This is a genomic window from Pseudomonas sp. FFPRI_1, from assembly GCF_055384485.1.
In genome coordinates this window covers 3,291,816-3,317,316 of the sequence record NZ_AP029168.1, presented here as the reverse complement: position 1 = coordinate 3,317,316, position 25,501 = coordinate 3,291,816, and the positions used below count along the sequence as shown (strand labels likewise).

The following is a 25,501-nucleotide window of genomic DNA, read 5'->3' as shown; positions in this document are numbered from 1 at the left end:
GTCGATGTCGCAGGTCGTCACTGTTAGAAAACGCACAGCGGGTGGGTAAAAACTAACATTCTTTTAACGAAAGCTAACAACTAGGATGGCTCCCAATAAGAACGAAAAACGAGGTTACGGATGCTTCCTGCCTTTGACGCCTACGACTACATCGTGGTCGGCGCCGGCCCCGCCGGCTGCCTCCTGGCCAATCGCCTGTCGGCCAACCCCCAGCACCGGGTCCTGTTGCTGGAAGCCGGCGGCCGCGACAACTACCCCTGGATCCACATTCCCGTGGGCTACCTGTTCTGCATCGGCAACCCGCGCACCGACTGGTGCTTCAAGACCGAGGCCGAGCCTGGCCTGCAAGGCCGCAGCCTGAGCTACCCGCGGGGCAAGGTACTGGGGGGCTGCTCGTCGATCAACGGCATGATCTACATGCGCGGCCAGGCCGCCGACTACGATGGCTGGGCCGCCGAGGGCAACCCGGGCTGGGGCTGGAACGATGTGCTGCCGCTGTTCAAGAAGAGCGAGAACCATTTTGCCGGGGGCAGCGCACTGCACGGCGCCCAGGGCGAATGGCGAGTGGAGCGCCAGCGCCTGTCGTGGCCGATCCTCGATGCCTTCCGCACGGCCGCCGAACAGAGCGGCATCGCCAACACCGATGACTTCAACGGTGGCGACAACGAGGGCTGCGGCTACTTCCAGGTCAACCAGAAGGCCGGGGTGCGCTGGAACGCCGCCAAGGCCTTTCTCAAGCCGATTGCCCAGCGCCCCAACCTGGTGGTGCTGACCGGCATCGAGGTGCAGCGGCTGATCCTCGAGGACGGCCGCGCGGTGGCAGTCCGCGCTCACTGCCAGGGGCGCCTGGAGAACTTCAAGGCGCGCCGGGAGATCATTCTCTGCGCCGGCTCGATTGGCACGCCGAGCATCCTGCAGCGCTCCGGTATCGGCCCTGCCCCACTCCTGCAACGCTTGGGCATTGGTGTCAGCCATGCCCTGCCCGGAGTCGGCGGCAACCTCCAGGATCACCTGCAACTGCGCCTGATCTACAAGCTGGAAAACGCCCGCACGCTGAACCAGATCGCCGGCAGCCTGTGGGGCAAGATGGGCATGGGCCTGCGCTACCTGTATGACCGCAGCGGCCCGCTGTCGATGGCGCCCAGCCAGTTGGGGGCCTTCGCTCGCTCGGGGCCGGAGCAGACCCGGGCCAACCTCGAATACCACGTGCAGCCGCTGTCCCTGGAGCGCTTCGGCGAGCCGCTGCACAGCTTCCCGGCCTTTACCGCCTCGGTCTGCGACCTGCGCCCGCAGAGCCGGGGCCGGGTGCAAATCCGCTCGCTGGAACCGGGTGATGCGCCGCTGATCCAGCCCAACTACCTGAGCCATCCAGAGGACCTGAGGGTGGCCGCCGAGGCCATCCGCCTGACCCGGCGCATCGTCGACGCCCCGGCCCTGCGGCCGTTCAAGCCCAGTGAGTACCTGCCCGGGCCCGAACTGCAAAGCGATGCACAATTGCACGAGGCTGCCGCACGCATCGGCACCACCATCTTCCACCCGGTGGGCACCTGCCGCATGGGCGCCGACGCCGATGCGGTGGTCGATGCGCAACTGCGGGTGCATGGCATTCCGGGCCTGCGCATCGCCGACGCCTCGATCATGCCGCGCATCACCTCCGGCAACACTTGCTCGCCGACCCTGATGATCGCCGAGAAAGCCGCCGAACTGATTCTTGCCAACGTTCCCAGGAGCAGCGTCCAGACCAGAGAACCCGCCACCCCGGCATGACCGTAGGAGCCCGCTTGCCGGCGAAGGCATCCCCAAGGCCGGCTCCTGGCTCACGGGCCTCTTCGCTGGCAAGCCAGCTCCTACGGGACAACAGCAACAGATGCACCTGATGTAGGAGCCGGCTTGCCGGCGAAGGCGTCCCCAAGGCCGGCAACTGGCTCACGGGCCTCTTCGCTGGCAAGCCAGCTCCTACGGGACAACAGCAACAGATGCACCTGATGTAGGAGCCGGCTTGCCGGCGAAGGCGTCCCCAAGGCCGGCAACTGGCCCAAGGGCCTCTTCGCTGGCAAGCCAGCTCCTACGGGACAACAGCAACAGATGCACCTGATGTAGGAGCCGGCTTGCCGGCGAAGGCGTCCTCAAGGCCGGCACCTGGCCCAAGGGCCTCTGCGCTGGCCAGCCAGCTCCTACGGGTGAGGAAAACAAGATTCAGCGCGCGCGATGAATCTGCAACAACGGCACCGGTCACGGCGCCGGCAGTGGAACAACAACAATAATCACTGTAAGGAAGCCCCCTATGTCAGAACACGCTCAGCCTCTCAATGCGCCCCTGGACGAGTCCGCCGCCAAGGGCAGCCAGAAGGTGATCTTCGCCTCGTCCCTCGGCACGGTGTTCGAGTGGTACGACTTCTTCCTCTACGGCGCCCTGGCGGCGGTGATCAGCAAGCAGTTCTTCGCCGGGGTCAACGACACCACCGCGTTCATCTTCGCCTTGATGGCCTTTGCCGCAGGCTTTGTGGTGCGCCCCTTCGGCGCCCTGGTGTTCGGCCGCCTGGGAGACATGATCGGGCGCAAGTACACCTTCCTCGCCACCATCATTCTCATGGGCCTGGCGACTTTCGCCGTGGGCCTGTTGCCCAATTACGCCAGCATCGGCATCGCCGCGCCGATCATCCTGGTGGCCCTGCGCATGCTCCAGGGCCTGGCCCTGGGTGGTGAGTACGGCGGCGCCGCGACCTATGTCGCCGAACATGCGCCCCAGGGCAAGCGCGGTTTCCACACCAGCTGGATCCAGTCCACCGCGACCCTCGGCCTGCTGCTGTCGCTGCTGGTGGTGCTGGCCTGCCGTTACTTCACCGGCGATCAGTTCGAGGTCTGGGGCTGGCGCCTGCCGTTCCTGCTGTCGATCGTGCTGCTGGGCATTTCCACCTGGATCCGCATGAGCCTGCACGAGTCGCCGGCCTTTCTGAAAATGAAGGAAGAAGGCAAGGCAAGCACCGCACCGATCAGCGAATCCTTCGGCAAATGGGAAAACCTCAAGGTGGTGCTGATTGCCCTGTTCAGCATCAACGCCGGGCAGGCGGTGACCTTCTATGCCGCGCAGTTCTACGTTCTGTTCTTCCTCACCCAGTTCCTCAAGATGGACCCGGCCCTGGCCAACAGCCTGCTGATCATCGCGGTGGTGATTGGCGCGCCGATGTTCATTTTCTTCGGCTGGCTCTCGGACAAGATCGGGCGCAAACCAGTGCTGATGCTTGGCCTGCTGCTGGCCACGCTGCTGTACTTCCCGATCTTCAAGGCCCTGGCCCACTACGCCAACCCGGCCATCGACCAGGCCAGCCGCCAGGCGCCCATCAGCGTCATTGCCGACCCGGCTACCTGCACCTTCCAGTTCGACCCGGTGGGCAAGGCGCGCTTCGACAGCCCCTGCGACAAGGTCAAGACCTTCCTGGTGAAACAGGGCCTGCCCTACAGCAGCGTCGCCGCCCCCGCCGGCAGCCCGGTGCAGGTGAATGTCGGTGAGGTGAAGCTCGACGGTTTCGATGAAGCGGCCCTGCGCGGCGCCGTGACCCTGGCCGGCTATCCGCAGCAGGCCGACAGCCAGAACGTCAACAAGGCCATGGTGGTGGCGCTGATCGTTGCCCTGATCCTGATTGCCGCCATGTGCTACGGCCCGCTGGCCGCGCTGATGGTGGAACTGTTCCCGACCCGCATCCGCTACACCTCGATGTCCCTGCCCTACCACATCGGCAACGGCTGGTTTGGCGGCTTCCTGCCGACGGTGTCGTTCGCCCTGGTGGTGTATACCGGCGATATCTTCTATGGCCTGTGGTACCCGGTGCTGATCACCGGGGTCAGCCTGGTGGTCGGCCTGTTGTGCCTGCATGAGACGCGGGATGTGGATATCGACCACGTCTGACGGGGGTTCGCTGGCAAGCCAGCTCCTACAGGGGGATTGCCGGCGGGCTCGGTTTTGTAGGAGCCGGCTTGCCGGCGAAGGCGTACCCACAGGCGGCGCCAGGCTGGCGGGCCTGTTCGCTGGCAAGCCAGCTCCTACAGGGGGATTGCCGGCGGGCGCGGTTTTGTAGGAGCCGGCTTGCCGGCGAAGGCGTATCCATAGGCGGCGCCAGGCTGGCGGGCCTGTTCGCTGGCAAGCCAGCTCCTACACGGGAATTGCCGGCGGGCGCGGTTTTGTAGGTGCCGGCTTGCCGGCGAAGGCGTACCCATAGGCGGCGCCAGGCTGGAGGGCCTGTTCGCTGGCAAGCCAGCTCCTACAAGGGGATTGCCGGCGAGCGCGGTTCTGTAGGAGCCGGCTTGCCGGCGAAGGTGTACCCATAGGCGGCGCCAGGCTGGCGGGTCTGTTCGCTGGCAAGCCAGCTCCTACAGGGGCGGGGTCAGGTGTTGTTGCAGCCCTTGGCGATGGAGTCTTCGTTGGAGGTGTAGGGCCGCGACGGCTCGAGGTTCCACTCGGGCTTGTTGCGGGCAATGTTGAAGTGGCAGACCAGTTGCCGGCGCATGCTGCCGACGCTGCTGTCGCGGTTGTCCGGGTTGTTCTTCCACTGGGCATCAAGGTAGTGGTCGCTGGCCAGTTCGTTGAAGAAGTTGTTGGTCTGGTTGTCTTTGACGTTGCGCCCGCAATCGGTAGGAGTCACTTCCAGGGTCATGACCTTCTTGCCGAAGCCCGGGTCGTCGCGCTCGACCCACACCGCGCTCTGCACATAGCGCTCGCAGCTGTTCTTCTCGGTGATGGGGTAGATCACCTGCTTCTTGTTGTCATAGACGAAGCTTGCATCCTGCGCCGGGGTCTGCGGCAGCTTCATGTTGATCACCGGCAGGTATTGCTGCACTGCCTTGTACCACTGGATCTGGTTCAGGCGGGCGCCCTCCAGGCCCGGATCCTCGGTGTAGAACAGGGCCAGGATCGACGGCGACTGCGGCGGCTTTTCCTCCCACTTGGCCAGGCGCAGTTCATTCTGGGTACCGAAGGATTCCGCGGCGATTTGCGCCATGGAGCGAATGCTCTGGTAGAACGCCGGGCCGGCGGCGGTGTTGCGCTCGTCACGCACATCGAAGGAGCACTGGCGCGAGTGATCGCCGCGGTTCTGCCGGTAGTTGGCGCCCCACTGCTCGGCACTGGTCACGCCGATCTCGTGGCAGTACTTCTCGACATTGCCCGGGGTGCGCCGCGAATCGGTGCAGCCCTGCTGCCCGCGGTCGTCGGTGGCGGCATCGATGGGAAAGGAACAGAGCACCGCATAATCCTGGTGGTCCTTGGGGTTGCCGAAGATGGTGTCGAAGATGAAACCGCTCTGCAGCCCGTAGGCCAGCTTGCGGTATTTGGAGTCCTTGCGCAGGTAGGACGCCGAGACCCCGCCGCTGGCCTGGCTTTTCGGGCTGATGCTGTAGAACTGGTAGTCGGTGGAGGGCCAGGTGGCGCGAAACAGTACGCCGGAGCAGAGAAAGGCCGGCTTCGACGGGCCGCCGCAATCCTGGCGGGTGTCGTTGTACAACTGGGTCAGGCGGGCCACCGTGTCACTGCCCTGGTCGGCGTGGGCGGAGGACAACAGGCACAGGCTGGCAAGGCTGACAGCGCAGGCGATCGAGGTGCTGCTTGGTTTCATGACAAGACGTCCGTGTGGTGTGAAATCCTTGGCCAGCCGCTTGGCCCGGCCGGCAATGCACACAGAATAGAAACGCTTTCTAGCGATCCGTGACTCTTTGCCCTGCCTGTCCCCGATGACCGCCGCAGGAGCCCTGCCCTGCAGGCCTGCCGGTGACCGTCAAGGGGCGAGAGCCGGCGCCGCTTGAACAAAATCCGGCTTTGCGCCACTGTCTCGACACTTTTTCCGGCGGAGTGCGAGCATGCTGTTGATCTTTCCCGCAGTGGTTGCCCTGGCGTTGATCCTGGTGCTCTGGCGCCGTCAGGCCGCCCTGGTGGCCTTGCGCCGCGAAGCCCATATCCGCGATTTCAGCCTGCCGCCGCGGCTGTTCGCGCCGCTGCGCACCCAGCATCCGCACCTGAGCCTCAAGGACTGCCAACTGGTGGCCCAGGGGTTGCGGCAGTTCTTCCTGGCCTATCTGAAAAGCGGCCAGCGCTATGTGTCGATGCCCTCCCAGGTGGTGGATGATCTGTGGCACGAGTTCATCCTGCACACCCGCGACTACCAGGCATTCTGTGACAAGGCCTTCGGCCAGTTTCTCCACCACACCCCGGCAGCGTCCCTCCGCCAGAACCCCGCGCAGCAGAGCGACCTGGGCCTGCGCCGAGTCTGGCGCCAGGCCTGTCTGGAGGAAAACATCAACCCCGCCAGTCCCAGCCGCCTGCCGCTGCTGTTCGCCCTGGACAGCAAGCTGAAGATCGCCAAGGGTTTTCACTATGTCGCCGACTGCCAGTCCCTGCGCCGCGTGGCGGACAACGGCACCAGCAGCGTGATTCACTGCGGCAGCGACTTGCACGGCAGCGATTCCACCAGCGCCAGTGACAGCAGCAGTAGCAGTGACAGCAATGACAGTTCGCGCTTTGGCGGCGATGGGGGCAGCGGCGGCAGTGATGGCGGCGGGGGCGACAGCAGTGGCTGTGGCGGGGGTGGGTGCGGCGGCGGAGGCGGTGACTGAAGCGATCGGCCTGAGGAGCGACGCCTTGCGCGCCGCTCCCGGAGTGCCCGGTGATCAGGCGATGATGTCGGTCACCGCAGCCTGGCCAACGGTACCCACGGCAAAGTCCACCGCGCCATGACCGGTCAGGTCGATCATCAGGCTGGTCTGGTTGGTCTCGGCGTAGTAGGTGAGGATCGCATCACCCGCATGGCCGGTGAAGCCGCTGACGAAGTTCAGGGTCGCGCCACCCGTGGCGAACTGCGGGATGCCGGTGAGGTCGATCTTGTCTTCGCCACTGACGAAATCCATGATCCAGTCCGGTGCATCGAAGGTCGAGTCCGACGCCGCACCATACACGAAGGTGTCGGCCCCGGCCCCACCCCACAAGGTGTCGCCGCCACCGCCGCCGTAGATGATGTCGTTGCCGGCACCGCCTTCGAGGAGGTTGGCCACCGCGTTGCCGATCAGCAGGTCATTGCCCGAGCCGCCGATGGCGTTTTCCACGGTCACCCCGTGAGCGATGGAAACGTTGCCCACCAGGCCGCCGACATCAGAGAAACCACCCTCGTTGAGGTTGATCTTCTGGTCCTGGGTGAAGCCGGAGAAGTCCAGGGTATCGTTGCCGCCGCCGTCCCAGACTGCGAACACCAGCTTGTCGGAGGCGCTATGGGCGCTGTAGAAATCCCGCTCGGTGTTGGAGTTGAAGCCATAGACGGTGTCGTCGGCACGAGTCTCGTGGTTGGCGCCGTAGAGCTTCTGCACCGCGACGATATCGTCCAGCAACGGCGCCGAGGCGTAGGCGCCGCCGCCGTCCTTGCTGAAGTCCTGCCCGGTGTGGCTCTCGCTCCAGTAGCTCATCAGGCTGTAGCCACGGGTGTCCTGGGCGTAGGTGACGTCGTTGTAGGTGGGGCTGCCGCTGCCGGCGTTGTATACGCCCGGGTGGGACAGGCCCAGGCTGTGGCCGATCTCGTGGGTCAGGGTCTGGCGACCGTAGTTGCCGTTGCCCGGGGTTTCGTTGACCCGGTACTGGTCGTTGATCAGGTACCAGGACTGGCCGTCGTAACTGCTGCCGGACGGCAGGTAGGCAAAGGCCGCGCCGCCGGTGCTGACGTTGTAGTTGCCGAAGCTCAGGTGCCCATCACCGCCCTTGGCGGACTCGGTGAAGGTGATGTTGGCCACGTCCGACCAGGACTGCAGCGATAGTTGAGCCTGAGCCTTCTGCAGTGCACTGAACTCGCTGAAGCTACCCAGGGCCGGGTTGTAGTTGGCCGGTTTGGCAGTGAGGAAGCTGTAGCTCAGGTCGATCTTGCCGTCGCCGTTCTGGTCATGCCAGGACAGGCCCTTGCGCAGGATCGAGTCCGCCGCCTGGTCAGCGGTGAAGGATGGCTTGCCGTTGACCAGCTCGCTGCCGCCGCGGTCGTACAAGTGGCTGAAGGCCTGGACCTGCTGGTAGGCGTTGCTGGCCTGAGCGAACGGATTGATCTCGTTCCCGGTGGCTTCCAAGAATGCTTTTGACAGTAGCTTTGACATTGTTACGTCCTTGTTCCAGACAAAAAGAACCTGATAGAACACACACGACCCCGCTTGCGAGATCGTCCTATCACTCGCCCATTGAGGCCCAGGAAACCTGACATATTCGTCAAGCGTGCGTCCACGGTTTTTTTTGTCCTACAAAAGCCTGAAACCGCTCTGGCCCGGGGTCAATATTCCGCTCGCGCAAGGTCGCGGCAAACGCTAGGCTAGCCACTGATCCGGGGCACAAGACGGCGCCTGCCTCTAGCGTGCCCGGCGCTTTTCCAAGAGGAGTGGGTGATGCGCAAAATCCTGTTGTTGGGCACCTTGCTGATTGCCGCCGGTGCGGCCCATGCCGAAGGTATCCCGCTATTCAACGTTTCCTGTCCGGGCAATCTGGCGGTCAGCGCCGACCAGGGCGGGCCGGTCTACATCAACGGCAAGGAGATCAAGCACAGCGCCGTGGATGACCGGCATTTCCAGGTCAAGGCGCCGCAAATCAGCCTGTTGATCAGCGTCGAGGACGACGAATCGGTGACCGTGAAGTACACCGACGCGCACGGTGCCAGTGGCCTGTGTGAAGCCGTGGACGACTGACCCACAACACCTCCCTCTCCCCTGCAAGAGCCTGCCATGCACATCAGTGAAATTCCCTTCGCCACCACCGACTGGTCGAGCATCGAACCCACCGAGCATCCCGGCGAGAGCGGCAGCGCCTTGTGGCGCACCCGCCAGTTCGGCCCGATGCGCGTGCGCATGGTGCAGTACACCCCCGGCTACCTGGCCGATCACTGGTGTTCCAAGGGGCACATCCTGCTGTGCCTGGAAGGCGAATTGCACACCGAACTGGAAGACGGCCGGGTGTTCGTGCTGACCCCGGGCATGAGCTACCAGGTAGCGGACAACGCCGAGCCACACCGCTCCTACAGCGCCGTGGGGGCCAAGCTGTTCGTGGTGGATTGAAGGCCCTTAGAACAAGCCCATCTGGCCACCCACCAGGGTGCTGAAATCGTCCTGCACGAACGGCAGGATGGCGTCCGCCACCGGTTGCAGCTGCCGACTCAAGTAGTGTTCGTAGTCGATGGCCGCGCGGCGATTCTCCAGGGGCTCCGGGCCGGCCTGGGTGATCACGTAGCTGATCCAGCCACCGTTCTGGTACTGCAACGGCCGGCCCTGCTCGCGGTTGTACTCGTCCGCCAGGCGCGCCGCCCGCACATGGGGCGGCACGTTGCGCTCGTAGTCGTCCAGGGGCCGGCGCAGGCGCTTGCGGTAGATCAGCAGCTCATCCAGTTGCCCGGCCAGGGTGCGCTCGACGTAGTCACGCACATAGTCCTGGTAAGGCTGGCGATGAAAGATCCGCTGGTACAGCTCCTGCTGGAATTCCCGGGCCAGGGGCGACCAGTCGGTGCGCACCGTCTCCAGGCCCTTGTAGACCATTTCCTGGCGGCCGTCGGCGCGCTGCACCAACCCGGCGTAACGCTTCTTGCTGCCCTCCTCGGCACCGCGGATGGTGGGCATCAGGAAACGCTTGTAGTGGGTTTCGAACTGCAACTCCAGGGCGCTTTCCAGGCCGTACTCCTGCCGCAGGTGTTCGCTCCACCACTGATTGACCTGTTCCACCAGGGCCCGGCCGATGTGCGCGGCCTGTTCCTCGCCATGGGCGCCGCCGAGCCAGACGAAGGTCGAGTCGGTGTCGCCGTAGATCACTTGGTGCCCCTGGGCCTCGATCAACTGTCGGGTACGGCCCATGATCTCGTGGCCGCGCAGGGTGATGGACGACGCCAGGCGCGTGTCGAAGAAGCGACAGCCACTGGAGCCGAGCACCCCGTAGAAGGCGTTCATGATGATCTTCAAGGCCTGGGACAGCGGCGCATTGTGTTCGCGCTTGGCCAGCTCGCGGCCTTCGGCGACCCGGGTGATGATCGAGGGCAGGCAATGCCGCGTACGGGAAAACCGGGCGCCGCGAAAGCCCGGCACCGAGTGTGCATCGTCGGACTGGCGCAGCCCCTCCACCAGGCCCACCGGATCGATCAGGAAACTGCGGATGATCGACGGGTACAGGCTCTTGTAGTCCAGCACCAGCACCGACTCGTACAGGCCGGGCCGCGAGTCCATGACAAAGCCACCCGGGCTGGCCTGGGGCGGCAGCTCGCCGAGGTTGGGCGCGACAAACCCCTGGCGATGCATCAGCGGCATGTACAGATGGGTGAAGGCCGCTACCGAGCCACCGCTGCGGTCGGCGGGCAGGCCGGTGACCGTGGCCCGTTCCAGGAGGAAGGTCAGCAGCTCGGTCTTGGCGAAGATCCGCGTCACCAGCTCGCAGTCCTTGAGGTTGTAGCGGGCCAGGGCTGGCTTGTCCTCGGCGAACATGCGGTTGATCTCGTCCATGCGCTGGTAGGGATTGTCGATCGACTTGCCCTCCCCCAGCAGGGTCTGGGCAACGTTTTCCAGGCTGAACGAGGGAAAACTCCAGGTGGCCGAGCGCAGAGACTCGATGCCGTCGATGATCAAGCGTCCCGCCGCCGATGCGAAGTAATGGGTGCGGCTGCCGTGCTCGCGCCATTGCATCTCCGCGCCACCGCGCCCCAGGCGCAGGGGCACCGCCAGGCGCCGGGCATGCTCGTGGAGCACCCGCAGGTCGAACTGCACCAGGTTCCAGCCGATGATTGCGTCGGGGTCGTGCACCGCCAGCCACTGGTTGAGCCGCTCCAGCAACTGCTCGCGGCTGGCGCAGAACTCCAGGTCGAAATCCACCGCGCTGTCCTGCGCCCGAGCCTTGCCCAGCATGTACACCTGGCGCTGGCCGCACCCTTCCAGGGCAATGGAGTACAGCTCGCCGCGCTCGCTGGTCTCGATGTCCAGGGACACCAGTTTGAGGCGTGGTCGATATTCCGGCGCCGGTTTCATCTGCGCATCCAGCAGCAGGCCGTCCGCGCCAGGCTGCCCACTGAAGCGCACCGGTGCAGTGATGAAGCGCTCCATCAGGTAGCGTTCCGGCGGCCGTATATCGGCCTCGAACACCTCGACCCCGGCACGGCGCAGGGTCTTGTCCAGGCGTATCAACTGGTTGTGCTGCGGGCAATACAGGCCCAGCACCGGGCGCTGCTGGAAGTCGCGCAATTGCAGGGGGCGAAGTTCCACATCCGGATCATCGGCCAGCAGGCGCTCGGCCTGGGGCCGCTGGGCAGCCGGGACAAAGGCCACTGATGTCTGCAGTGGCAGGCGGATCCGGCGCGGTCCCTGATCGGTGGCCAGCCAGAATTCGACTTCCGTGCCCGCCGGCGTGTCGCGCCAGTGCCGCGTCAGGACGAAGCCTTGTTGTACATCCACCACTGCAACCTCAGAGCTGTTTCAAGGCGCCGATTCTACCTGCCCTGGCGGGCGAAAGGGTGTCTGGATAATGGCTTTGCGGCTTTTGTCAGACAATATGTAGTGCCTGAAAATTTTCACTACAAAACCGTTGACGAGAGGATTTCGGCCTTGCATGATGCAGACGTCTCCCCGATCGGGGGACAAGGCAAAGGTGTTATGAGCAAGCTCGTCTGACCGCCGAGCTGTGACCCGGATGTGTACTGCCCACAAGGCAGATTGATGAAACTGACCTGGCATGAACGTCCAGTACAAAGGACGGGAAGCTGGCGAAAACTCTTCAAGATGCTTGTGGCCGATGGTGGGAATGTCGGCAGCTTCATCCAGGTTTGCGCTGCTTCTCTTCGTTGTGACGCTATTGCGTAGCAGTTAATCAAGGCAACTACACGCATCAGGCTCTGGGCCTTATCTGTATCCGACAGACACCCTCTGTCGCCCTGTTTCCGGTATCAGGGTTCAACTTACCGAAGTAGCAAGATGAATTAGCGAATCAACTTAGACAGATCGATAAATGGTCAAGGGGGCTACAAATGAATCTTAACAATCAACCCACTATTGATGAATTGGCACGTATGTTCGCCGCACAGAAAGACAGCCACGACAGCCACATCCTGTGGATTGCCAAGTCGGGCCAAGTGCATATCGACTGCCTGTCGCCCCATAGCCATGAAACAGAGTTCGACCAAAACAACCAGGACCTGGCGGCCCGCCTGAAGATGTACCGCCGCGGCCAGGGCTACGTTGGCAAGAAAGCCGCCGCCGACAAGGACTTCATCGGCCGGGTACTGGAGACCCTGAAGACTGAATGGCAGTCGTTGCGCAGCAACTCGGAAGTTCGGGTCATTGATCGCTTCTGTTAATTAAAGTCGCGTGATCAACGGGTTAACCCCCCGTTGATCCCACTTCATCCTGCAACACGGGGCAAGACTGACTTCCCCGTGTTGCAGCCAGCGATACCAAATCCACGCCCTTCTCAACTTGCCAGCCGCTGGCGACAAGTTGATCGGAACATCTCTACATATCTTCAGCAGCCGATGAAACCCTTGGACCTGCGCTGAGCCTACTTGCCAGTCAGCGATGCCGGGGGGGCAAAGTGTGGATCGCGGCGCTTGAGTCCATAGTTGCCCATGTGCAGGTAACGCTCGTTCATGTTCATGAACGGTTTGATCATCGGCGCAATGATCAGAAGAAACGCGATGGTGCCGATGCCGAATGGCCCGCCCATGAGCCAGCCAATGACGAACACCGAAATCTCCAGCACCATCTTCGCCAGGGTAAAGGACCAGCCGAGCTTGTTCATCATGCTGATCACCAGCAAGTCGATGACCCGGATGCCGATCCCGCTCATGATGATCAGCGCCGAAGAGTAGGCACAGAGCCCCAGGCCAATGGCGAGCAACACATAGGGCCCCAAGGCCGCCGCCAGCACCCCGTCAAACTCCAGAAACAGCCAGAGATCGATGAACAGGCCCGTCAAGGTCGTGGTCACAAAGGGGCTGAGCGGCGGCCACTGTTTGTTCCACAAGGCCCACCAGAGCAACAAGCCCACGGAGAACAACGCGGAGCAGGCCCCCAGCCCTACCTTCAGATGGTTGTTCAAGGCGATGACAAAGACATCCAATGGATCGGTGCCCAATTGGCTGACGATGAAGAACAGCGCCCCCAGCGAAAAGATCATCACGCCTATCAAGTACATCGCCAGGCGATTCGGCGTCAGCCAGGCGCGAGCAGAAGCGGCCAGGACGTTCTTGATGCCCTTGGGCTGGTGGAGTGGTTCCCTGATCATATCGTTTCCCTTTTTTCAAGATGGATGCATCCGTTGTGTCCTGCCATGTGCCCGCTCACTTAGGGCTCATGGAGATAAAACTCATGCCGTTGCTGACATGGCGAATGGTGACCCTGGAATTGTCGATGCCACCTCCGCAAATCTCGTTCTGCACTTCATGGCTGGCCTGGGCCAGGTACAACCCACCCAGCACCGAGGCTTCGGTGCCCTGGGGGGAATGCATCACCAGGGGTGGGTTCAAGGAGGGTTTCAGGTAGCCCGGCTCGCGCAGCAGCATGCCCACCTGATGGGGGATTTCCGGAAAGCGCCCGAGCATGCCTCCCCCGAGGCAGATCACTTCCACCCGGAACAGCTCCACCAGGTTGGCCGTGGCCAGCGCCAGGGCCTGAACCGCCCGCAGGCGCCAATGGTTGAGCGTGGCCTCGTCGGAAAAGCCCATCGAGGCGACAAACTTGTCCAGTGAACGGAACGAGGCATAGGCCTGCAGGCAACCCGCCCTCCCGCAACTGCAGGGCGCCCCTCCGGGCCACACCAGCAGGTGTCCCAACTCGCGATCGGGCAACATCCGGCCTTGGTAGACCACACCGCCGCCAACCCCGGTCCCCAGGGAAAAATGCACCAGGTTCGAAGCCCGCATGACCGTGGCATCGCCGAAGGTCGCAGCCGTTCCGTCATCGCACCAGATCACCCGTTCGACCCCTTCGATGCGAAAGGCCGGGCCGATGGCCAGGCCCTCCCAGTCGGGTCGATTGGGCCAGCGGATGATGGTGCCGTCGGCATTGATCGTCGGCGCGCTGGCGATCACCAGGCAATTGATCGGGCCGTATAGCGCTATCTGCTGGTCCAACAGAACCACTGCCTGTTCCAGGATGCTGTGCGGAACACAGCCGGCCGGAATCTCGATGCGTTCACGCTGCACAACGCGTCCGGCGACGCTGAAGTGAAGGGCCATTTTGCTGCCGCCCAGGTCGATACTTGCGCAATGCATCAGAAGCGCCCTCCGCCATCGACCGCGATCACCGCACCGTTGATATAGGAAGCCCGGGCTGACGCAAGAAAGCCGACCACCGCCGCCACTTCCTCGGGGCGCCCCAGACGTCGCAGGCCAATGTGCTGGCACACCTGCTGCTCCTCGGCGGCACTGTAATGGGTCGGTGGTCCGGCCACCGCCCCCGGGGCCACGACATTGACAGTGATGCCGAACCCGCCGACCTCGAACGCCAACGACCGGGCATAGCCATGCAGCGCCGCCTTGGACGCGGCATACAGGCTTTGCCCGGGCATCCCGCTTTCGCCAGCCAGCGAGCCCAGGAGCACCACGCGCCCGGCTCGCTGGCCGAGCATGGGGCGCACCACCTGGCGCACCAGGCGGATCGTCGACTCGACATTGAGCTCGAACAGCCCATCGCCATCGAGTTGATTGCTGAGCAAAGCGGACTTGCGCAGCATCTTCGCGGCACAACAGACCAGGGCGTGAATCGGTCTTGAATCGGCGGCCAGGGTGGCCAGCATCCTTGTGGTTTCTTCTGCGCAAGTCAGGTCGCAAGCGACCGGAGTCAGTGTGCCAGGCAGCTCGGCGGTCTCGGCGACCAGAGCTTGCATACGCTCGATGTTGTGCTGATAGACCCCGAAGACCCAAGCGCCTTCACGAACCAGCTCTTCACATATCGCAGCGCCCAGCACACCTGAAGCCCCTGTGACAAGGCACACCCGTCCATTCAGTTCCAGCATGATTTTCCCTATCTGCGATCGAATTAATCAGGCAGCTGAACCGCTACCCTGTATGACACCCGGTACTGCATGGTTCCTGCCGTCGCCACAGGGAGCTGGCGAAAGTACTTGTCTTCGAAGCAGCTCAAACAGGGCGCTCCGTTGTGGTCATAGGTCTCGACCACGCATAGCCTCAACAGAGCGCCCAGCGGCGACCTGTGCAGCGGCCACTGACCACAGGAAAGCCCCGCCTGCTGTGACAGCAGGCGGATCATCAAGGGGTCTACGGCAATCCACTCGCCACAGATCTGCAGCTCGGCCCAGTAATGGCCGGTGGCATAGGGGGAACTGAGCAGCAGGCCGAAGACCTGCCTGGCAGGCAAGCCAAGTGCCTTGGCCCGCTCGACCAGCAATTTCGAGAAGCCACCGCATTCGGCCAGCTTGTGCCGGCTCATGAATTCAAGATCCCAACGAACTCCGTCATGCAGCATGTAGAACTGCATGTCGGCGCTGACTTCTTCGACCAACTCCCGAAATGGGCTCGGCAGGAGCAATATTCGGCCCGGTATGACTAGGTTTTGGCGGTAGAAGTCACCGCCCTGCGGTGCCTGCAGCACACACAGGCGCTCTGCTGCAGTCAGCACCTGGATCGGTCCCTGGGGCGGGTCTTTCTCGTTGAGCGCGTACACCAGTTCGACCTGCCGCTGGCGATCGGATTGGCGAAAGGCGGCAGCCCAGCTGCGCATGGCCAATTTGTGCAGCGATGGCAAGCGCAGGTGCAAGGACAGGCTGTACAGGTCATCGGGGTCGAAGTACTCCCCGTGCTCCTGAAGACGCGAGGCCAGGCCGATGGATTTCAGCGCCGCCAGATCACTGTCGACAAAACCGTAGAGTCCCGCCTCCCCCGCCGCCACGCTGAACCGGCGATGGTGATCCTCGACCTTGCCCAGGTTATCGAGAACGGCATGCGCCAACGGCTGCCGAACAAGCGCCGGGCGGGTCATGCGAAGCTCGTCATTTCACATTGAGCAGCAGCCTGGCAACCGCTCAGCCCGGCGATGGTCGGGGCGATCTGCTGCAACTCGAGAGGCCCCGGAGCGGCCTTGATCCTGGCCCCGTCCAGCAGCACGAAGCCGCAATCGCGATGCCATCCCGACTGCGCGGTGCGTCGGACGTGATTGGCCCAGCGTGGGTCGCCCAAAGGCGGGCGCGTGGGATCCGCCGGGGTCACGATCAGGCTCGGGGCACGATGGGTATGGGGCCCCTGGTACACCTCCTCTCGATGGCGAACGCTGGCCAGCGCCGGTTGCCCGTCGGCCAAGCGGATATCGCTCAGGCATTGCATCACCGCCTGGCGCTGGGCGGCGCTGGCGCGTCCTTCATTGCACAGGTCAGCGCAGAGCATGACCCCATGGGAACCTTGCACCGTCTCCAGGGCAACGCTGCGCTGGAGATCAACCTGCCCTTGCTCGTCGAGCACTTGCAGGCCCGCGGCCCGCAAGTGCTGGTCAATGGAAAAGAACCCCGCCAGCTCGCCGAAGCCCATTTCGGAAAACACCAGCATCGACTCCGGGGCCAGGGACTGCAGACGCTCACAGGCACGGTCGATGAAGTCATAGGCCTGCAGAATCTGCGGGCGCTGCGCGGGCTCGGGGTCGAGCATTTCGTACCACAGAAAATGGGACAGGCGATCAGCCAGGGTCAGGTTGACGATCATCACGTCCGCCTCTTGCGCAAGCGCCATGGCGCTGTCGAGCTGATGCTCGGCAATCCGGAAGGCCTGGGCCGCAAACTCGTCGAAGGGCTGCCCGGTGTAGAACAGCGACACGTCATGGGCATAGCGCACCCCCTGGGCATTCAGGTCACGCAGCAGGCTGCGCGGGTGGCTGGTATTCATCGAGTTGTGCATCGGGTAGGTGATCAGCGTGCCATTGAGCGGCTGCGGCGGATGAGTGAGCTGCACATTGATCACGGCAAAGCGCTGGCCGGCCATTTCCGGCCACTCCCACAGCCGTGTGGCCATGACATCGGTGGTTTCGAGAATCCGTGGAATTTCCCCCGAACTGTGGGCGCTCCAATAGGAAAAACAGCCATGGCGTCCCGGGTTGACCCCTGAGAACGCGGTGGCCAGATTGCTCGGTTCGTACGGCACCGGCCCACAATTCAAATGTCGATAAGAGTGCGCGCCAAGGCGCTGCGAGAACCATGGAAGCCGGCCTTTGGCAACTTCGGACTCCAGTACCAGCGGATCCATCCCTTCGGCAATGACAACTAATGTCTTCATAATATCAATTAGCCTCTTATCATCCCTGACTCCGGCAAACTTAGTGCATGCCGGACCAACACTTAGACATGACCGCAAAGTGACAATCGCTTTGCAATGTCGCGAATACCACCCCGTCAAGAAAGCAAATAAAAGGCAGCCGGATACAAACAACCCCTTTAATTAAAAAGGAGAGTTACATTGAGAATCCCAGATATGAAATGACACTTTCTTGACGTCAGCTATTTTTATAAAGCGCGCTCACGCCCGCTGCCAACCCCTCACAAACCCATTGAAACCGGGGCCTTCAGAGCGAATCAGCTATTTGCGAATTTTTAACACAGGGATTAACCCGAACACGACAACTGCAACTCGGAGAGTATTTCACAATATTACAAAGCATTGCTAAAAATAACCTTGCATTCGGATTTTAATCCCGTGTTATCTTCACGACGGTTCTGAAAGTAACAACTACAGAACCACCACTCAGAAACAACAGAACCTGCAGTGCGACAAATCCGACACCCAAATACAACTTCAGGCATAACACTTTAAACACCGGAGTTCTTTCCGAAACATCTCGGTAAAACTCTGCTTGCCTGTTGATTCAGCAACCTCTCCAAGGGAATGGATGTATGACCCTGGCTATTGATGGCGGTACCCCTGTTCGACAAACCCCTTATCCCGCTTGGCCACAGTTTGGCGCCGAAGAAGAAAGCGCTCTGCTGCGCAGCCTGCACCAGGGCCAGTGGTGGCGCATGCAAGGCCGCGAGAACCTGGACTTCGAGCAGGCCTTCGCGCAGTTGCACGGCGCCCATTCGGCCTTTGCCGTGAGCAACGGCACGGTAGCAATTGAAATCGCCCTGCAAGCTGCGGGCATCGGTGCCGGTGACGAGGTCATAGTGCCGGCCTTCACCTTCATCTCCACCTCGATGGCTTGCCAGCGCATCGGCGCCACGGCAATTGCCGTGGATGTACTGCCCGACACTCTGTGCATCGATCCGGCCGCCGTGCTGGCCAATATCGGCCCCCGCACCCGGGCGATCATCCCGGTACACATGGCCGGGCACATGTGCGACATGCTCAGCCTGTCGAGAATCGCCGACCAGCATCAATTGGTGATCATCCAGGACGCCGCCCACGCCCACGGCGCGCGTGGTCACGCAGACACCGGGATTGGCGAATATGGCTCCCTGGCCTGCTTCAGCTTCCAGAACTTCAAACTGATGACCGCCGGTGAAGGCGGCCTGGTCCTGTGCCCCAATGAAGAGCTGCGCGAGAAGGTCTTCCTGTACGGCAATTGCGGGCGCCCGCTGGGTGATCGCAGTTATCAGCACACCGTGGTGGGCACCAACGCCCGGTTGAGCGAGTTCAGCGCCGCGGTGCTCGGGGCCCAGCTTTCGCGCCTGGAGCAACAGACTCGCGTGCGCCAGCACAACGCCCACCTCCTCAGCGAAACACTGGCCCGCCAGGGACTGGTCTGCGCGCAGGTACGTACCCGGGACGCCCACACCCATCCCTACTACATGTTCCTGTTCACCCTCAACGACCTCCCGGGCCAGCGCGTGCTGGATCGCAACCAGGTGGTGGACTGCCTGGTGGCCGAAGGCATCCCGGCGTTCCGCGCCTATCAGGCGCTGTACCGCATTCCCAGTTTCTGGCAGGCCCCCGCCCCCACCCGCCAGGACCTGGCCCAGTGCATCGCCGCCTGCCCGGTGACCGAGCACATTGCCCAGCGGGGCATCTGGATCCACCACCGCGCCCTGCTCGGCAACGAACAGGACACCCTGGACATCGCCACGGCCATCGCCAAGGTCCACCAGCACCTGGCCGGCGAACGATGATCAAGCCCCGCGTCGCCCTCGTCGGGGCTGGCTGGGTGGTGCGCAACATCTGGGCACCACTGCTGGTGCAGCACCACGCGCAGATTGTCTCGGTGATCGATCCCCAGGCCGATGCGGGCGAGGCTTTCCCAGCCCTGTCGCCTGGCCCGCGCTGGCATCGCTGCATGAGCGACCAGGCGTTGCAGGGCTGCAACCTGGCCCTGATCTGCTCGCCCAACGTGCATCACGTGCAGCAAGCCTTGAGAGCCATGGACCAGGGCCTGCACGTGATCCTGGAAAAACCCGCCTGCCTGTCCTCCGAGGAGGCCGAGCAGCTGATCCAGCGTAGCCGTGAAACCGGTGCCGATCTCCTGGTCAGCGCCGCGGCGGCTCACCGCAGCGATGTCCGGGCCATGGTTGCGGCGCTCGCCGAGGGCGCCGTGGGCAACGTGCACTGCATCGATGTCAGCTGGCGCCGCAGGCACGGGGTGCCGCGCCCGGGTTCCTGGTTCACCCAGGCCCGCCAGGCACTGGCCGGCTCGGGTGCGGACCTGGGCTGGCACCTGCTGGAAGTGGCCCTGCACGCACTGGACTATCCGCTGATCGAGGCCGCCTTGTGCAACCACGTGCCGGCGACGGCCGATGAAGGTCGGCACCAGGCCAGTTGGCGCGCCGACCAGGACCCGGGGCAGATCGGCATCGTCGAAGTCGAGTCGCAGTCATTCAGTTGCCTGCAGGCCCGGGGCGGTACGCTGGTGCGCATGAGCACCGCCTGGGCCTGCCACCAGGAGCGTGATGAAACCCGCATCACCCTCTACGGCAGTGCCGGCGAACTCTGCCTGCGCACCACCTTCGGCTTCAGCCAGAACCGCATTCAACAGCCCAGCCTGATGCTGACCGCGAACGGCACCCAGACCCCACTGGCCTTCACCGCCGAGGACAACCTCGCGCCCTACCGGGATTTCCTCGGCAGCCGTATCGCCCGCCTGGGCACTTGTCCGCAGAGCCGCGAACTCGAGTACCGCAAGCTGCGCTCGCTGGCCTCGGCGATGTCCTCCCTCTACCCCCATCTCACGCCATCCTGCGGCGCGCGGTCAGGTGACTGACCCCACGCCGCAGCCAGGAGCCGCTCCCATGGCCAGTTCCACATTGCTCAAAGACAAGTTGCTGCAGCTTTCCAAACTGTCAGGACCGATTGTCGTGTCGCGCATCGGCTTCCTGCTGCTGTCCCTGGTGGACACCATCATGGTTGGGCGCTACGCCACCGAGTCGCTGGCAGCCATCTCTATCACCCACGCCATTGCCGACACCTACATGCTGATTGCCGCGGGGTTGCTGTTCGGCATCCTGGTCATGGGCTCGATCGCCATCGGCCAGCAGGACCCGCGCGCCGCCGGCCTGGCCGCCCAGCGCGGGATCGTCCAGGCCATCGGCCTCGGGCTGGCCTGCGCCCTGGCCAGTGTCGCCAGCCTGCCCTTGCTCGCACGGTTCGGGGTGCAGGCGGAACTGGCCGCGGCCATTGCCGAACTGATGGTGATCGTGGCGCTGGGGTTGCCAGCGATCCTGATCTATATCGCCTACTCGTTTTTCCTCGAGGGCATCTCCCGGCCCATGCCCGCGACCCTGGTGATCCTGGGCGGCAACCTGGTCAACGCGGTGCTGTGCTATGCCATGGTCTACGGCGAGTTCGGCCTGCCGGAAATGGGGGCCCTGGGCTCGGCCTGGTGCACCACCATTGTCCGCCTGTTGATGGCCCTGGCGATCGTGCTGTATGTGCACCGGATCATGGCTGACCGGGCCGACTTCGGGATCAACCAGCGCTTTGCCTGGGCCTGGCCGCAATGGCAGATGCAACGCCGCATCGGTTACGGCGGTGGCTTGAGCTTCGGCATCGAGGCCCTGGCCTTCATGCTCATCGCGGTCATGGCCGGCGTGGCCTCGCCGCTGATCGCCGCCGCCTGCGCGGTGCTGGTCAACATCCGTTCGATCCTGTTCATGATCCCCATGGGGATCGGCTTTGCCACTTCGATCCAGGTGGGCATGGCCCATGGCAACCGCGACCTGGCGGACATCAGGCTGTCAACCCGCGCCGGCCTGCTGCTGGGGGTGTCCCTGAGCTCGCTCTGTGCTCTGGTCCTGGCGGTCCTGCCGGGCCCTTTGCTGGGGCAATACAGCCATGACTCGCAGCTGTTGGCCGTGGCCCTGCCGAGCATCCTGCTGTTGGCTCTGGCGCTGCCTCTGGATGCCTGGCAGGGGATCATGTCCAATGCCCTGCGCGGCCGCGAAGACGCCCTGGCGCCGACCCTGATCCATGCCATTGCCTACCTGCTGCTGATGGTGCCCCTGGGCTGGCTGCTGACCCTGCACTGGCAACGCGGCCTCAATGGCCTGGTGGAAGCCATGCTGGTTGGCAACCTGGTCGCCGCGGTACTGATGACCCAGCGTCACCACCAGCTCAATCACCAGCCCGGCCAGGCCGGCCCCGCCGCCAGCCTGCGCGACGAGGGTGCCTGATGCAACTTTCGGTGATCATGCCGGTGCATGCCAAGGCCGAACGCCTGCGCCTGACCCTGGCCAGCCTGCAACGCCAGCAGACGCGCTGCAGATTCGAGACGGTGATCGTGGCCGACGCCGCCCAACCCGCTGTACTGGCCCTGATCGACGCCTTGCCGGGCGCACGGGTCGTCCGTTCGCCGGGCCTGGGGCGCGCCGCAGCGCGAAATCTCGGGGCCAGTGTCGCCGGGGGCGAGGTACTGCTGTTTCTTGACGATGACATCCTGGTCCAGGACGGTTTCTTCGAGGCCCACCTGCAGGCCCAGGAGGAACGCGAAGGCCTGGTACACGGCCGGCTACGGGAGCTGATTGCCCTGGGCCCGGTGAGCGATCCGGCCCTGGGCACCGCCGGCTGCCCGCCGATCCTGGTGGAAGACCTGCTGGCCGGGCGCTGGACAGCGCAAGGCGCGCGAACCCTGGCCAACCCCCTGGAGCAGGCCGCTGAACATCCACGGGCTAACCAATGGCCCTGGCTGGCCTGTGCCGGGGCAAATATTTCCCTGTCCCGCAGCGCCTGGCGACAGGTCGGAGGGTTCGACGCCTCCTATGGCCGGCGCTGGGGCATGGAAGACCTGGACCTGGGTTACCGGTTGTGGCGGGCCGGGGTCAGGCTGAGCCTGGAACCCCGCGCCTGCGGCTACCACATGTCCCATCACAATCCCCAGCGCTGGGAGGACCACCGGCATAACCTGCAACTGTTCCAGGCCCAGGCCCCGATTGCCGAGGCCCTGGCCCTGGATGAACTGCTCTCGCCCACCGGCTCGGTGCAGCGCTACATTGCCCGGGTCGACCAGATTCGGCAGAACGCCGTGTCCCCCTGCACCCGGCAGTGACGCTGCAGGGCCTGGAGAAAACGCCTCTGGCCGGCAAACAGCATCACGACCTGGGAGCGGTAGCACAACGCAGCATCGCGCCACGCCGGCCATGAACAGGCGATATCCTCGGCCTGCAGCTGCAGGCCCAAGGCCTGCACATGCCGCTCCAGCGCCTGCTGCGACATCTGATCGGCATAGGGAAACTCGCTGTAGAAGTACAGCCGATTGGTCAGCCCGCGCGCCAGGCAATGGGTCAGGCAATGATCGACGTGAGCACCGATGGCCAGCGGCGCGCAGACCACATCCTGCGGCCGGAGAAACCCTTGCAGCGCAGCCACCAGGGCCGGCTCCGGCTCCGGCCAGGATGCCGGGGTGGAGTCCAGAAACAGTGACGCCAGGCTGGCGTGCGCAAAGCCTCCGGCCTGGTCCAGGCGCAACGCACCATCCGCCGCCTCCAGGTTCGAGCAGCCGTAGCCGAGGATCGTGGCGGCGCGCCGATCCTCTGCACGACGTTGTCCAGGGGTGGAAAAGCAGCGCCAGCGCTGCTCGGGTGCACGGGCCTGGATCAGCCCTGCTCCGGCGTCGCCGGCAAACAGGCTGAGCAGCTGGATGTCCTGGTGCGGTGCCCAGCGCGCCAGGCCGCTACCCAGGGACCAGACGCCATCGTCCGGGTGCGGTGACAGCACCACCACCCGTCCATTTCCCAGCTCACCGAGCATTGGCGGTGCTGCCGGCATACAGCTGGCCCAGGCGCAGGAACCGGGAAATCTCCCGGTCATTGCGCTCCACCACCCGACAGCGGCCCATCTTCAGGGGCGAGAGCTGGATGTCCGGAAAGTTGCGCATCTGGACCCAGGACAGGTGCGCAAAGGCCTGGTGCAACGCCTGTAGCTCGGCCTCGCACGCCGGCACTCGCAACGCCAGCGGCACCTCGGCCAGGCGTCGAGCGCTGGCACTGAAGGCCTCCTCGAAGGCACTGCAAACATGGGTTTCGGGACAGGGCACGCAGTAATCCAGGTACAGGCCAAAGCGCAGCAGCGCCTGATGCATCTCGGCCTCCTGCTTGACCTGTGCCACTGAAAGCACATCGTGGCTGCCGAAATTGAGGTAGCCGCTGCGCATGGCCGGCGGTGCCTTGAGTGACTGCAGGGCGCGACAGACGAACATCAAAAGCCCCCCCAGGTCCTTGAAGCCATTGACCGCAAAGCAGTCGAATTGCCCAGCCAGGCTCTGCGGCAAGGGCTGGAAGACATCGTAATGGACCACTTCGATATTGTTGAAACCCTGCTGCGCCGCAACCCGGGCAATGGTCACCAGCAACTGCGGGTCGATGTCTGCCACGACGATCCGCCGACGATAGCCGTGTACCGCGAGAAACAGCGAGAACAACGCGTCGTCCCCCAACAGCAACAGCGCCTCGTGATTCAAGTCACCCAGGCTCTGCATGATCTTGTAGCGGCGGATCAAGGTCTCGTAGGTCTCGATGGATTGACTGTACTGGCTCTGCTTGTCGCTGATGAGATCGGTGAGGATCTCGCGAAAGTGCGGGTTCAAGCGCAGGCTGTCGTCGCCCACCAGATGCAGGCCGCTGCCCGGCAGCGGGACCTCGTCCGCCCCCTCGCGGACAAAGCGCTGCGCCGAGCCCTCCGGCACCACGCGCAACTGCCCCTCGGCCAGCAGTTGTGCCAGGCACCAGAGCACCTGGCGCACCGTCAGGCGCGACGACAACAGTTGATAGACCCGCTGGGGGCTGGCGAGCTTGCACAGCAGGTCGTCCAGTGCCGCGGGATCCGCGGGTAAAGCGCTGGACAGCATCGCCAGTCCTGTCTGTAGATCCGTTCGAGTTGCAACGAGCGTAGGCATGCAGCCTCCTGTAGGCCTGGTGGAAATGAGATGCCGTCAGAGCACGGCGTGCAGAATGTTCCCGGCACAGCGGCCGTGAAAGAAATTGACTCCGACTTCCAGGGTCTCGCCGCGCCGGTCGGAAAACCCCAGTCCGGTGCCGAACAGCCCGGGCACCGCTGCGCCGCCGACGGTCAGTTCGTGGGTCTGCGGGTGCTTGCACAGGTTGCCGTCGAGCTGGTCGAGGCTCAGCTGGCGGCCCTGGCCATCCAGCAGCCCGGGCACCCGGGGTCGGTAACCGGTGGCATTGATCAGCAGCGCGCCGCGGGCGAGCCAGGGTTGCGGGTCAGTGGCGCCGATGTGCAGCACCACACTGGCCCACGCTCCGGCCTCGATCTGCAGCAGGGTGTCCTGGGCCGCGCCGCGCAAGCCGCAGAAGCGGTTGACCTCGCCGCTGTCCTCATCCACCCGGTCCTGGGCGCGCAATGGCGCGGCCACTCGGGTCGAGGCCGCCCACAACGCCGGGCGCCGGCGGCACAGAACCTGGATCGAGCCGGGGCCGAGCCAGCCGGCGAAGCGCTCGAGCAAATAGCCGACCACGGAAAAGGCGCTGTGGCTGCCACCCAGCACGACCACGGCTCTGCCCTGCTCCAGGGCCTGCAGCAGCGCCGGATCGACCTGCCCGCGCAATACCCGGTCGGAGCACAGCGTCGAGGCCGTCGACACGCCCTGCTGGTGCTGCAGGTCACGCACCCGGGCACCACAGGCCAGCACCAGGTAACGGCTGGAACGGCTACCCCAGCTGCCGCTGACCGTGAAACCGCCAGCCTCGCAGCGGATTGCCTCGACCCCGTGGGCAAAATGCACCGCCGCGTTGGGGTGGGCCAGACACAGCTCGATGATCACCTGCGCCAACTGGCGCAAAAACGCCGAGACCTGCACCAGTGGCACCACCTGGTCCGGGGCCTGCAGCCAGCGCTGTACCTGGGGCTGCTGCAGGCACTGGGCAAAAGCGCCGTCGCGGCGGATGCCGGCAAGAAAATCGGCGATCGGCGAATTGGCTTCGATCTCGTAGCTCAGGCAGTCCCACTGCTCCAGGGAGCCACTGCGCTCATGCACCTGCACCCCACAGTCGAGCATTTGCCGCAAGCGGCCGTTGCGGTCTGCAGTAATGAACAGACCCAGGGCCGCAGGCCCGAATCCGATGATCTGTAGCAAGGTATCCATGGCGTTATCCCTTAAG

21 protein-coding genes are annotated in these 25,501 nt (G+C 63.9%); 10 read left to right on the top strand and 11 right to left on the bottom strand.

Translation table 11 applies throughout. The features are described from left to right. Window positions 1-120 precede the first annotated feature (120 nt). Together ACZ5BO_RS14800 and ACZ5BO_RS14795 are read left to right on the top strand one after the other, a co-directional pair. Window positions 121-1,767, top strand: coding sequence for a GMC family oxidoreductase (locus ACZ5BO_RS14800; RefSeq protein WP_025128057.1), 1,647 nt, complete (start codon window positions 121-123; stop codon window positions 1,765-1,767). Window positions 1,768-2,284: 517 nt separating this feature from the next. Next, window positions 2,285-3,907, top strand: coding sequence for an MFS transporter (locus tag ACZ5BO_RS14795; RefSeq protein WP_025128056.1), 1,623 nt, complete (start codon window positions 2,285-2,287; stop codon window positions 3,905-3,907). A 475-nt stretch (window positions 3,908-4,382) separates the two neighbouring features. Here ACZ5BO_RS14795 and ACZ5BO_RS14790 read toward each other — a convergent pair whose 3' ends face one another. Then, the gene (locus ACZ5BO_RS14790) at window positions 4,383-5,609 is read right to left on the bottom strand and encodes a DUF2599 domain-containing protein (protein WP_025128055.1); all 1,227 of its coding nucleotides are present in this window, start codon (window positions 5,607-5,609) and stop codon (window positions 4,383-4,385) included. Window positions 5,610-5,850: 241 nt separating this feature from the next. On the opposite strand from ACZ5BO_RS14790, the gene ACZ5BO_RS14785 reads away from it, so the two are divergent. Further along, on the top strand, window positions 5,851-6,603 hold the full coding sequence (locus ACZ5BO_RS14785) for a glycine-rich domain-containing protein (protein ID WP_464700669.1): 753 nt from the start codon (window positions 5,851-5,853) through the stop codon (window positions 6,601-6,603). 54 nt (window positions 6,604-6,657) lie between these two features. Here ACZ5BO_RS14785 and ACZ5BO_RS14780 read toward each other — a convergent pair whose 3' ends face one another. Next, complete coding sequence (locus ACZ5BO_RS14780) at window positions 6,658-8,115, bottom strand: serralysin family metalloprotease (RefSeq protein WP_464700667.1); 1,458 nt, start codon at window positions 8,113-8,115, stop codon at window positions 6,658-6,660. A 282-nt stretch (window positions 8,116-8,397) separates the two neighbouring features. Here ACZ5BO_RS14780 and ACZ5BO_RS14775 point away from each other — a divergent pair, with 282 nt between their 5' ends. After that, window positions 8,398-8,694, top strand: coding sequence for a hypothetical protein (locus ACZ5BO_RS14775; RefSeq protein ID WP_025128052.1), 297 nt, complete (start codon window positions 8,398-8,400; stop codon window positions 8,692-8,694). Between the two features lie 36 nt (window positions 8,695-8,730). Beyond that, window positions 8,731-9,060 (top strand): DHCW motif cupin fold protein, encoded by a 330-nt coding sequence (locus ACZ5BO_RS14770; RefSeq protein WP_025128051.1) that lies wholly within the window; start codon window positions 8,731-8,733, stop codon window positions 9,058-9,060. 6 nt (window positions 9,061-9,066) lie between these two features. On the opposite strand, the gene ACZ5BO_RS14765 is transcribed toward ACZ5BO_RS14770, so the two are convergent. Beyond that, window positions 9,067-11,427 carry a DNA polymerase II gene (locus tag ACZ5BO_RS14765; protein ID WP_464700665.1) on the bottom strand — a complete coding sequence of 787 codons (2,361 nt, stop codon included), beginning with the start codon at window positions 11,425-11,427 and terminating at the stop codon, window positions 9,067-9,069. 569 nt (window positions 11,428-11,996) lie between these two features. Between ACZ5BO_RS14765 and ACZ5BO_RS14760 the strand changes: the two genes are divergently transcribed. Beyond that, window positions 11,997-12,326, top strand: a complete 330-nt coding sequence (locus tag ACZ5BO_RS14760; RefSeq protein WP_464700663.1) for a hypothetical protein — start codon at window positions 11,997-11,999, stop codon at window positions 12,324-12,326. A 200-nt stretch (window positions 12,327-12,526) separates the two neighbouring features. Here the strand turns inward: ACZ5BO_RS14760 and ACZ5BO_RS14755 are convergent, their stop codons facing one another. Genes ACZ5BO_RS14755 through ACZ5BO_RS14735 form a run of 5 tightly spaced genes read right to left on the bottom strand, consistent with a single transcriptional unit; the run spans window position 12,527 to window position 17,246 of the window. After that, entirely contained in the window at window positions 12,527-13,252 is a 726-nt protein-coding gene (locus ACZ5BO_RS14755) for a YczE/YyaS/YitT family protein (protein ID WP_464700661.1), read from the bottom strand. A gap of 55 nt (window positions 13,253-13,307) precedes the next feature. Next, window positions 13,308-14,240, bottom strand: coding sequence for an ROK family protein (locus ACZ5BO_RS14750; RefSeq protein ID WP_025128047.1), 933 nt, complete (start codon window positions 14,238-14,240; stop codon window positions 13,308-13,310). Further along, entirely contained in the window at window positions 14,240-14,983 is a 744-nt protein-coding gene (locus ACZ5BO_RS14745; RefSeq protein WP_029978289.1) for an SDR family NAD(P)-dependent oxidoreductase, read from the bottom strand. Before ACZ5BO_RS14745 ends, ACZ5BO_RS14750 begins: the two co-directional genes overlap by 1 nt. A gap of 23 nt (window positions 14,984-15,006) precedes the next feature. After that, window positions 15,007-15,966: a transglutaminase-like domain-containing protein gene (locus ACZ5BO_RS14740; RefSeq protein ID WP_025128045.1), complete on the bottom strand. Its 960-nt coding sequence runs from the start codon at window positions 15,964-15,966 to the stop codon at window positions 15,007-15,009. Beyond that, on the bottom strand, window positions 15,963-17,246 hold the full coding sequence (locus tag ACZ5BO_RS14735; protein WP_464700659.1) for an alkaline phosphatase family protein: 1,284 nt from the start codon (window positions 17,244-17,246) through the stop codon (window positions 15,963-15,965). The genes ACZ5BO_RS14740 and ACZ5BO_RS14735 overlap by 4 nt, the downstream gene beginning before the upstream one ends. Before the next feature lie 614 nt (window positions 17,247-17,860). Between ACZ5BO_RS14735 and ACZ5BO_RS14730 the strand changes: the two genes are divergently transcribed. The 4 genes from ACZ5BO_RS14730 to ACZ5BO_RS14715 are packed head-to-tail and all read left to right on the top strand — an operon-like array spanning window position 17,861 to window position 22,434. Further along, window positions 17,861-19,069, top strand: a complete 1,209-nt coding sequence (locus ACZ5BO_RS14730) for a DegT/DnrJ/EryC1/StrS family aminotransferase (protein WP_025128043.1) — start codon at window positions 17,861-17,863, stop codon at window positions 19,067-19,069. Next, window positions 19,066-20,154, top strand: coding sequence for a Gfo/Idh/MocA family protein (locus tag ACZ5BO_RS14725; protein ID WP_025128042.1), 1,089 nt, complete (start codon window positions 19,066-19,068; stop codon window positions 20,152-20,154). Before ACZ5BO_RS14730 ends, ACZ5BO_RS14725 begins: the two co-directional genes overlap by 4 nt. Before the next feature lie 28 nt (window positions 20,155-20,182). Further along, window positions 20,183-21,562, top strand: a complete 1,380-nt coding sequence (locus ACZ5BO_RS14720) for an MATE family efflux transporter (RefSeq protein WP_464700657.1) — start codon at window positions 20,183-20,185, stop codon at window positions 21,560-21,562. Continuing rightward, the gene (locus ACZ5BO_RS14715; protein ID WP_025128040.1) at window positions 21,562-22,434 is read left to right on the top strand and encodes a glycosyltransferase family 2 protein; all 873 of its coding nucleotides are present in this window, start codon (window positions 21,562-21,564) and stop codon (window positions 22,432-22,434) included. The genes ACZ5BO_RS14720 and ACZ5BO_RS14715 overlap by 1 nt, the downstream gene beginning before the upstream one ends. Here ACZ5BO_RS14715 and ACZ5BO_RS14710 read toward each other — a convergent pair. The 3 genes from ACZ5BO_RS14710 to ACZ5BO_RS14700 all read right to left on the bottom strand — a co-directional run bounded on the left by ACZ5BO_RS14710 (window position 22,374) and on the right by ACZ5BO_RS14700 (window position 25,485). Then, window positions 22,374-23,135: a PIG-L deacetylase family protein gene (locus tag ACZ5BO_RS14710; protein WP_464700655.1), complete on the bottom strand. Its 762-nt coding sequence runs from the start codon at window positions 23,133-23,135 to the stop codon at window positions 22,374-22,376. The two genes, ACZ5BO_RS14715 and ACZ5BO_RS14710, sit on opposite strands and share 61 nt — an antisense overlap. Continuing rightward, window positions 23,125-24,231 (bottom strand): bis-aminopropyl spermidine synthase family protein, encoded by a 1,107-nt coding sequence (locus ACZ5BO_RS14705; protein ID WP_464700653.1) that lies wholly within the window; start codon window positions 24,229-24,231, stop codon window positions 23,125-23,127. Before ACZ5BO_RS14705 ends, ACZ5BO_RS14710 begins: the two co-directional genes overlap by 11 nt. Before the next feature lie 84 nt (window positions 24,232-24,315). After that, window positions 24,316-25,485 carry a hypothetical protein gene (locus ACZ5BO_RS14700; protein ID WP_464700651.1) on the bottom strand — a complete coding sequence of 390 codons (1,170 nt, stop codon included), beginning with the start codon at window positions 25,483-25,485 and terminating at the stop codon, window positions 24,316-24,318. Between the last annotated feature and the right edge of the window lie 16 nt (window positions 25,486-25,501).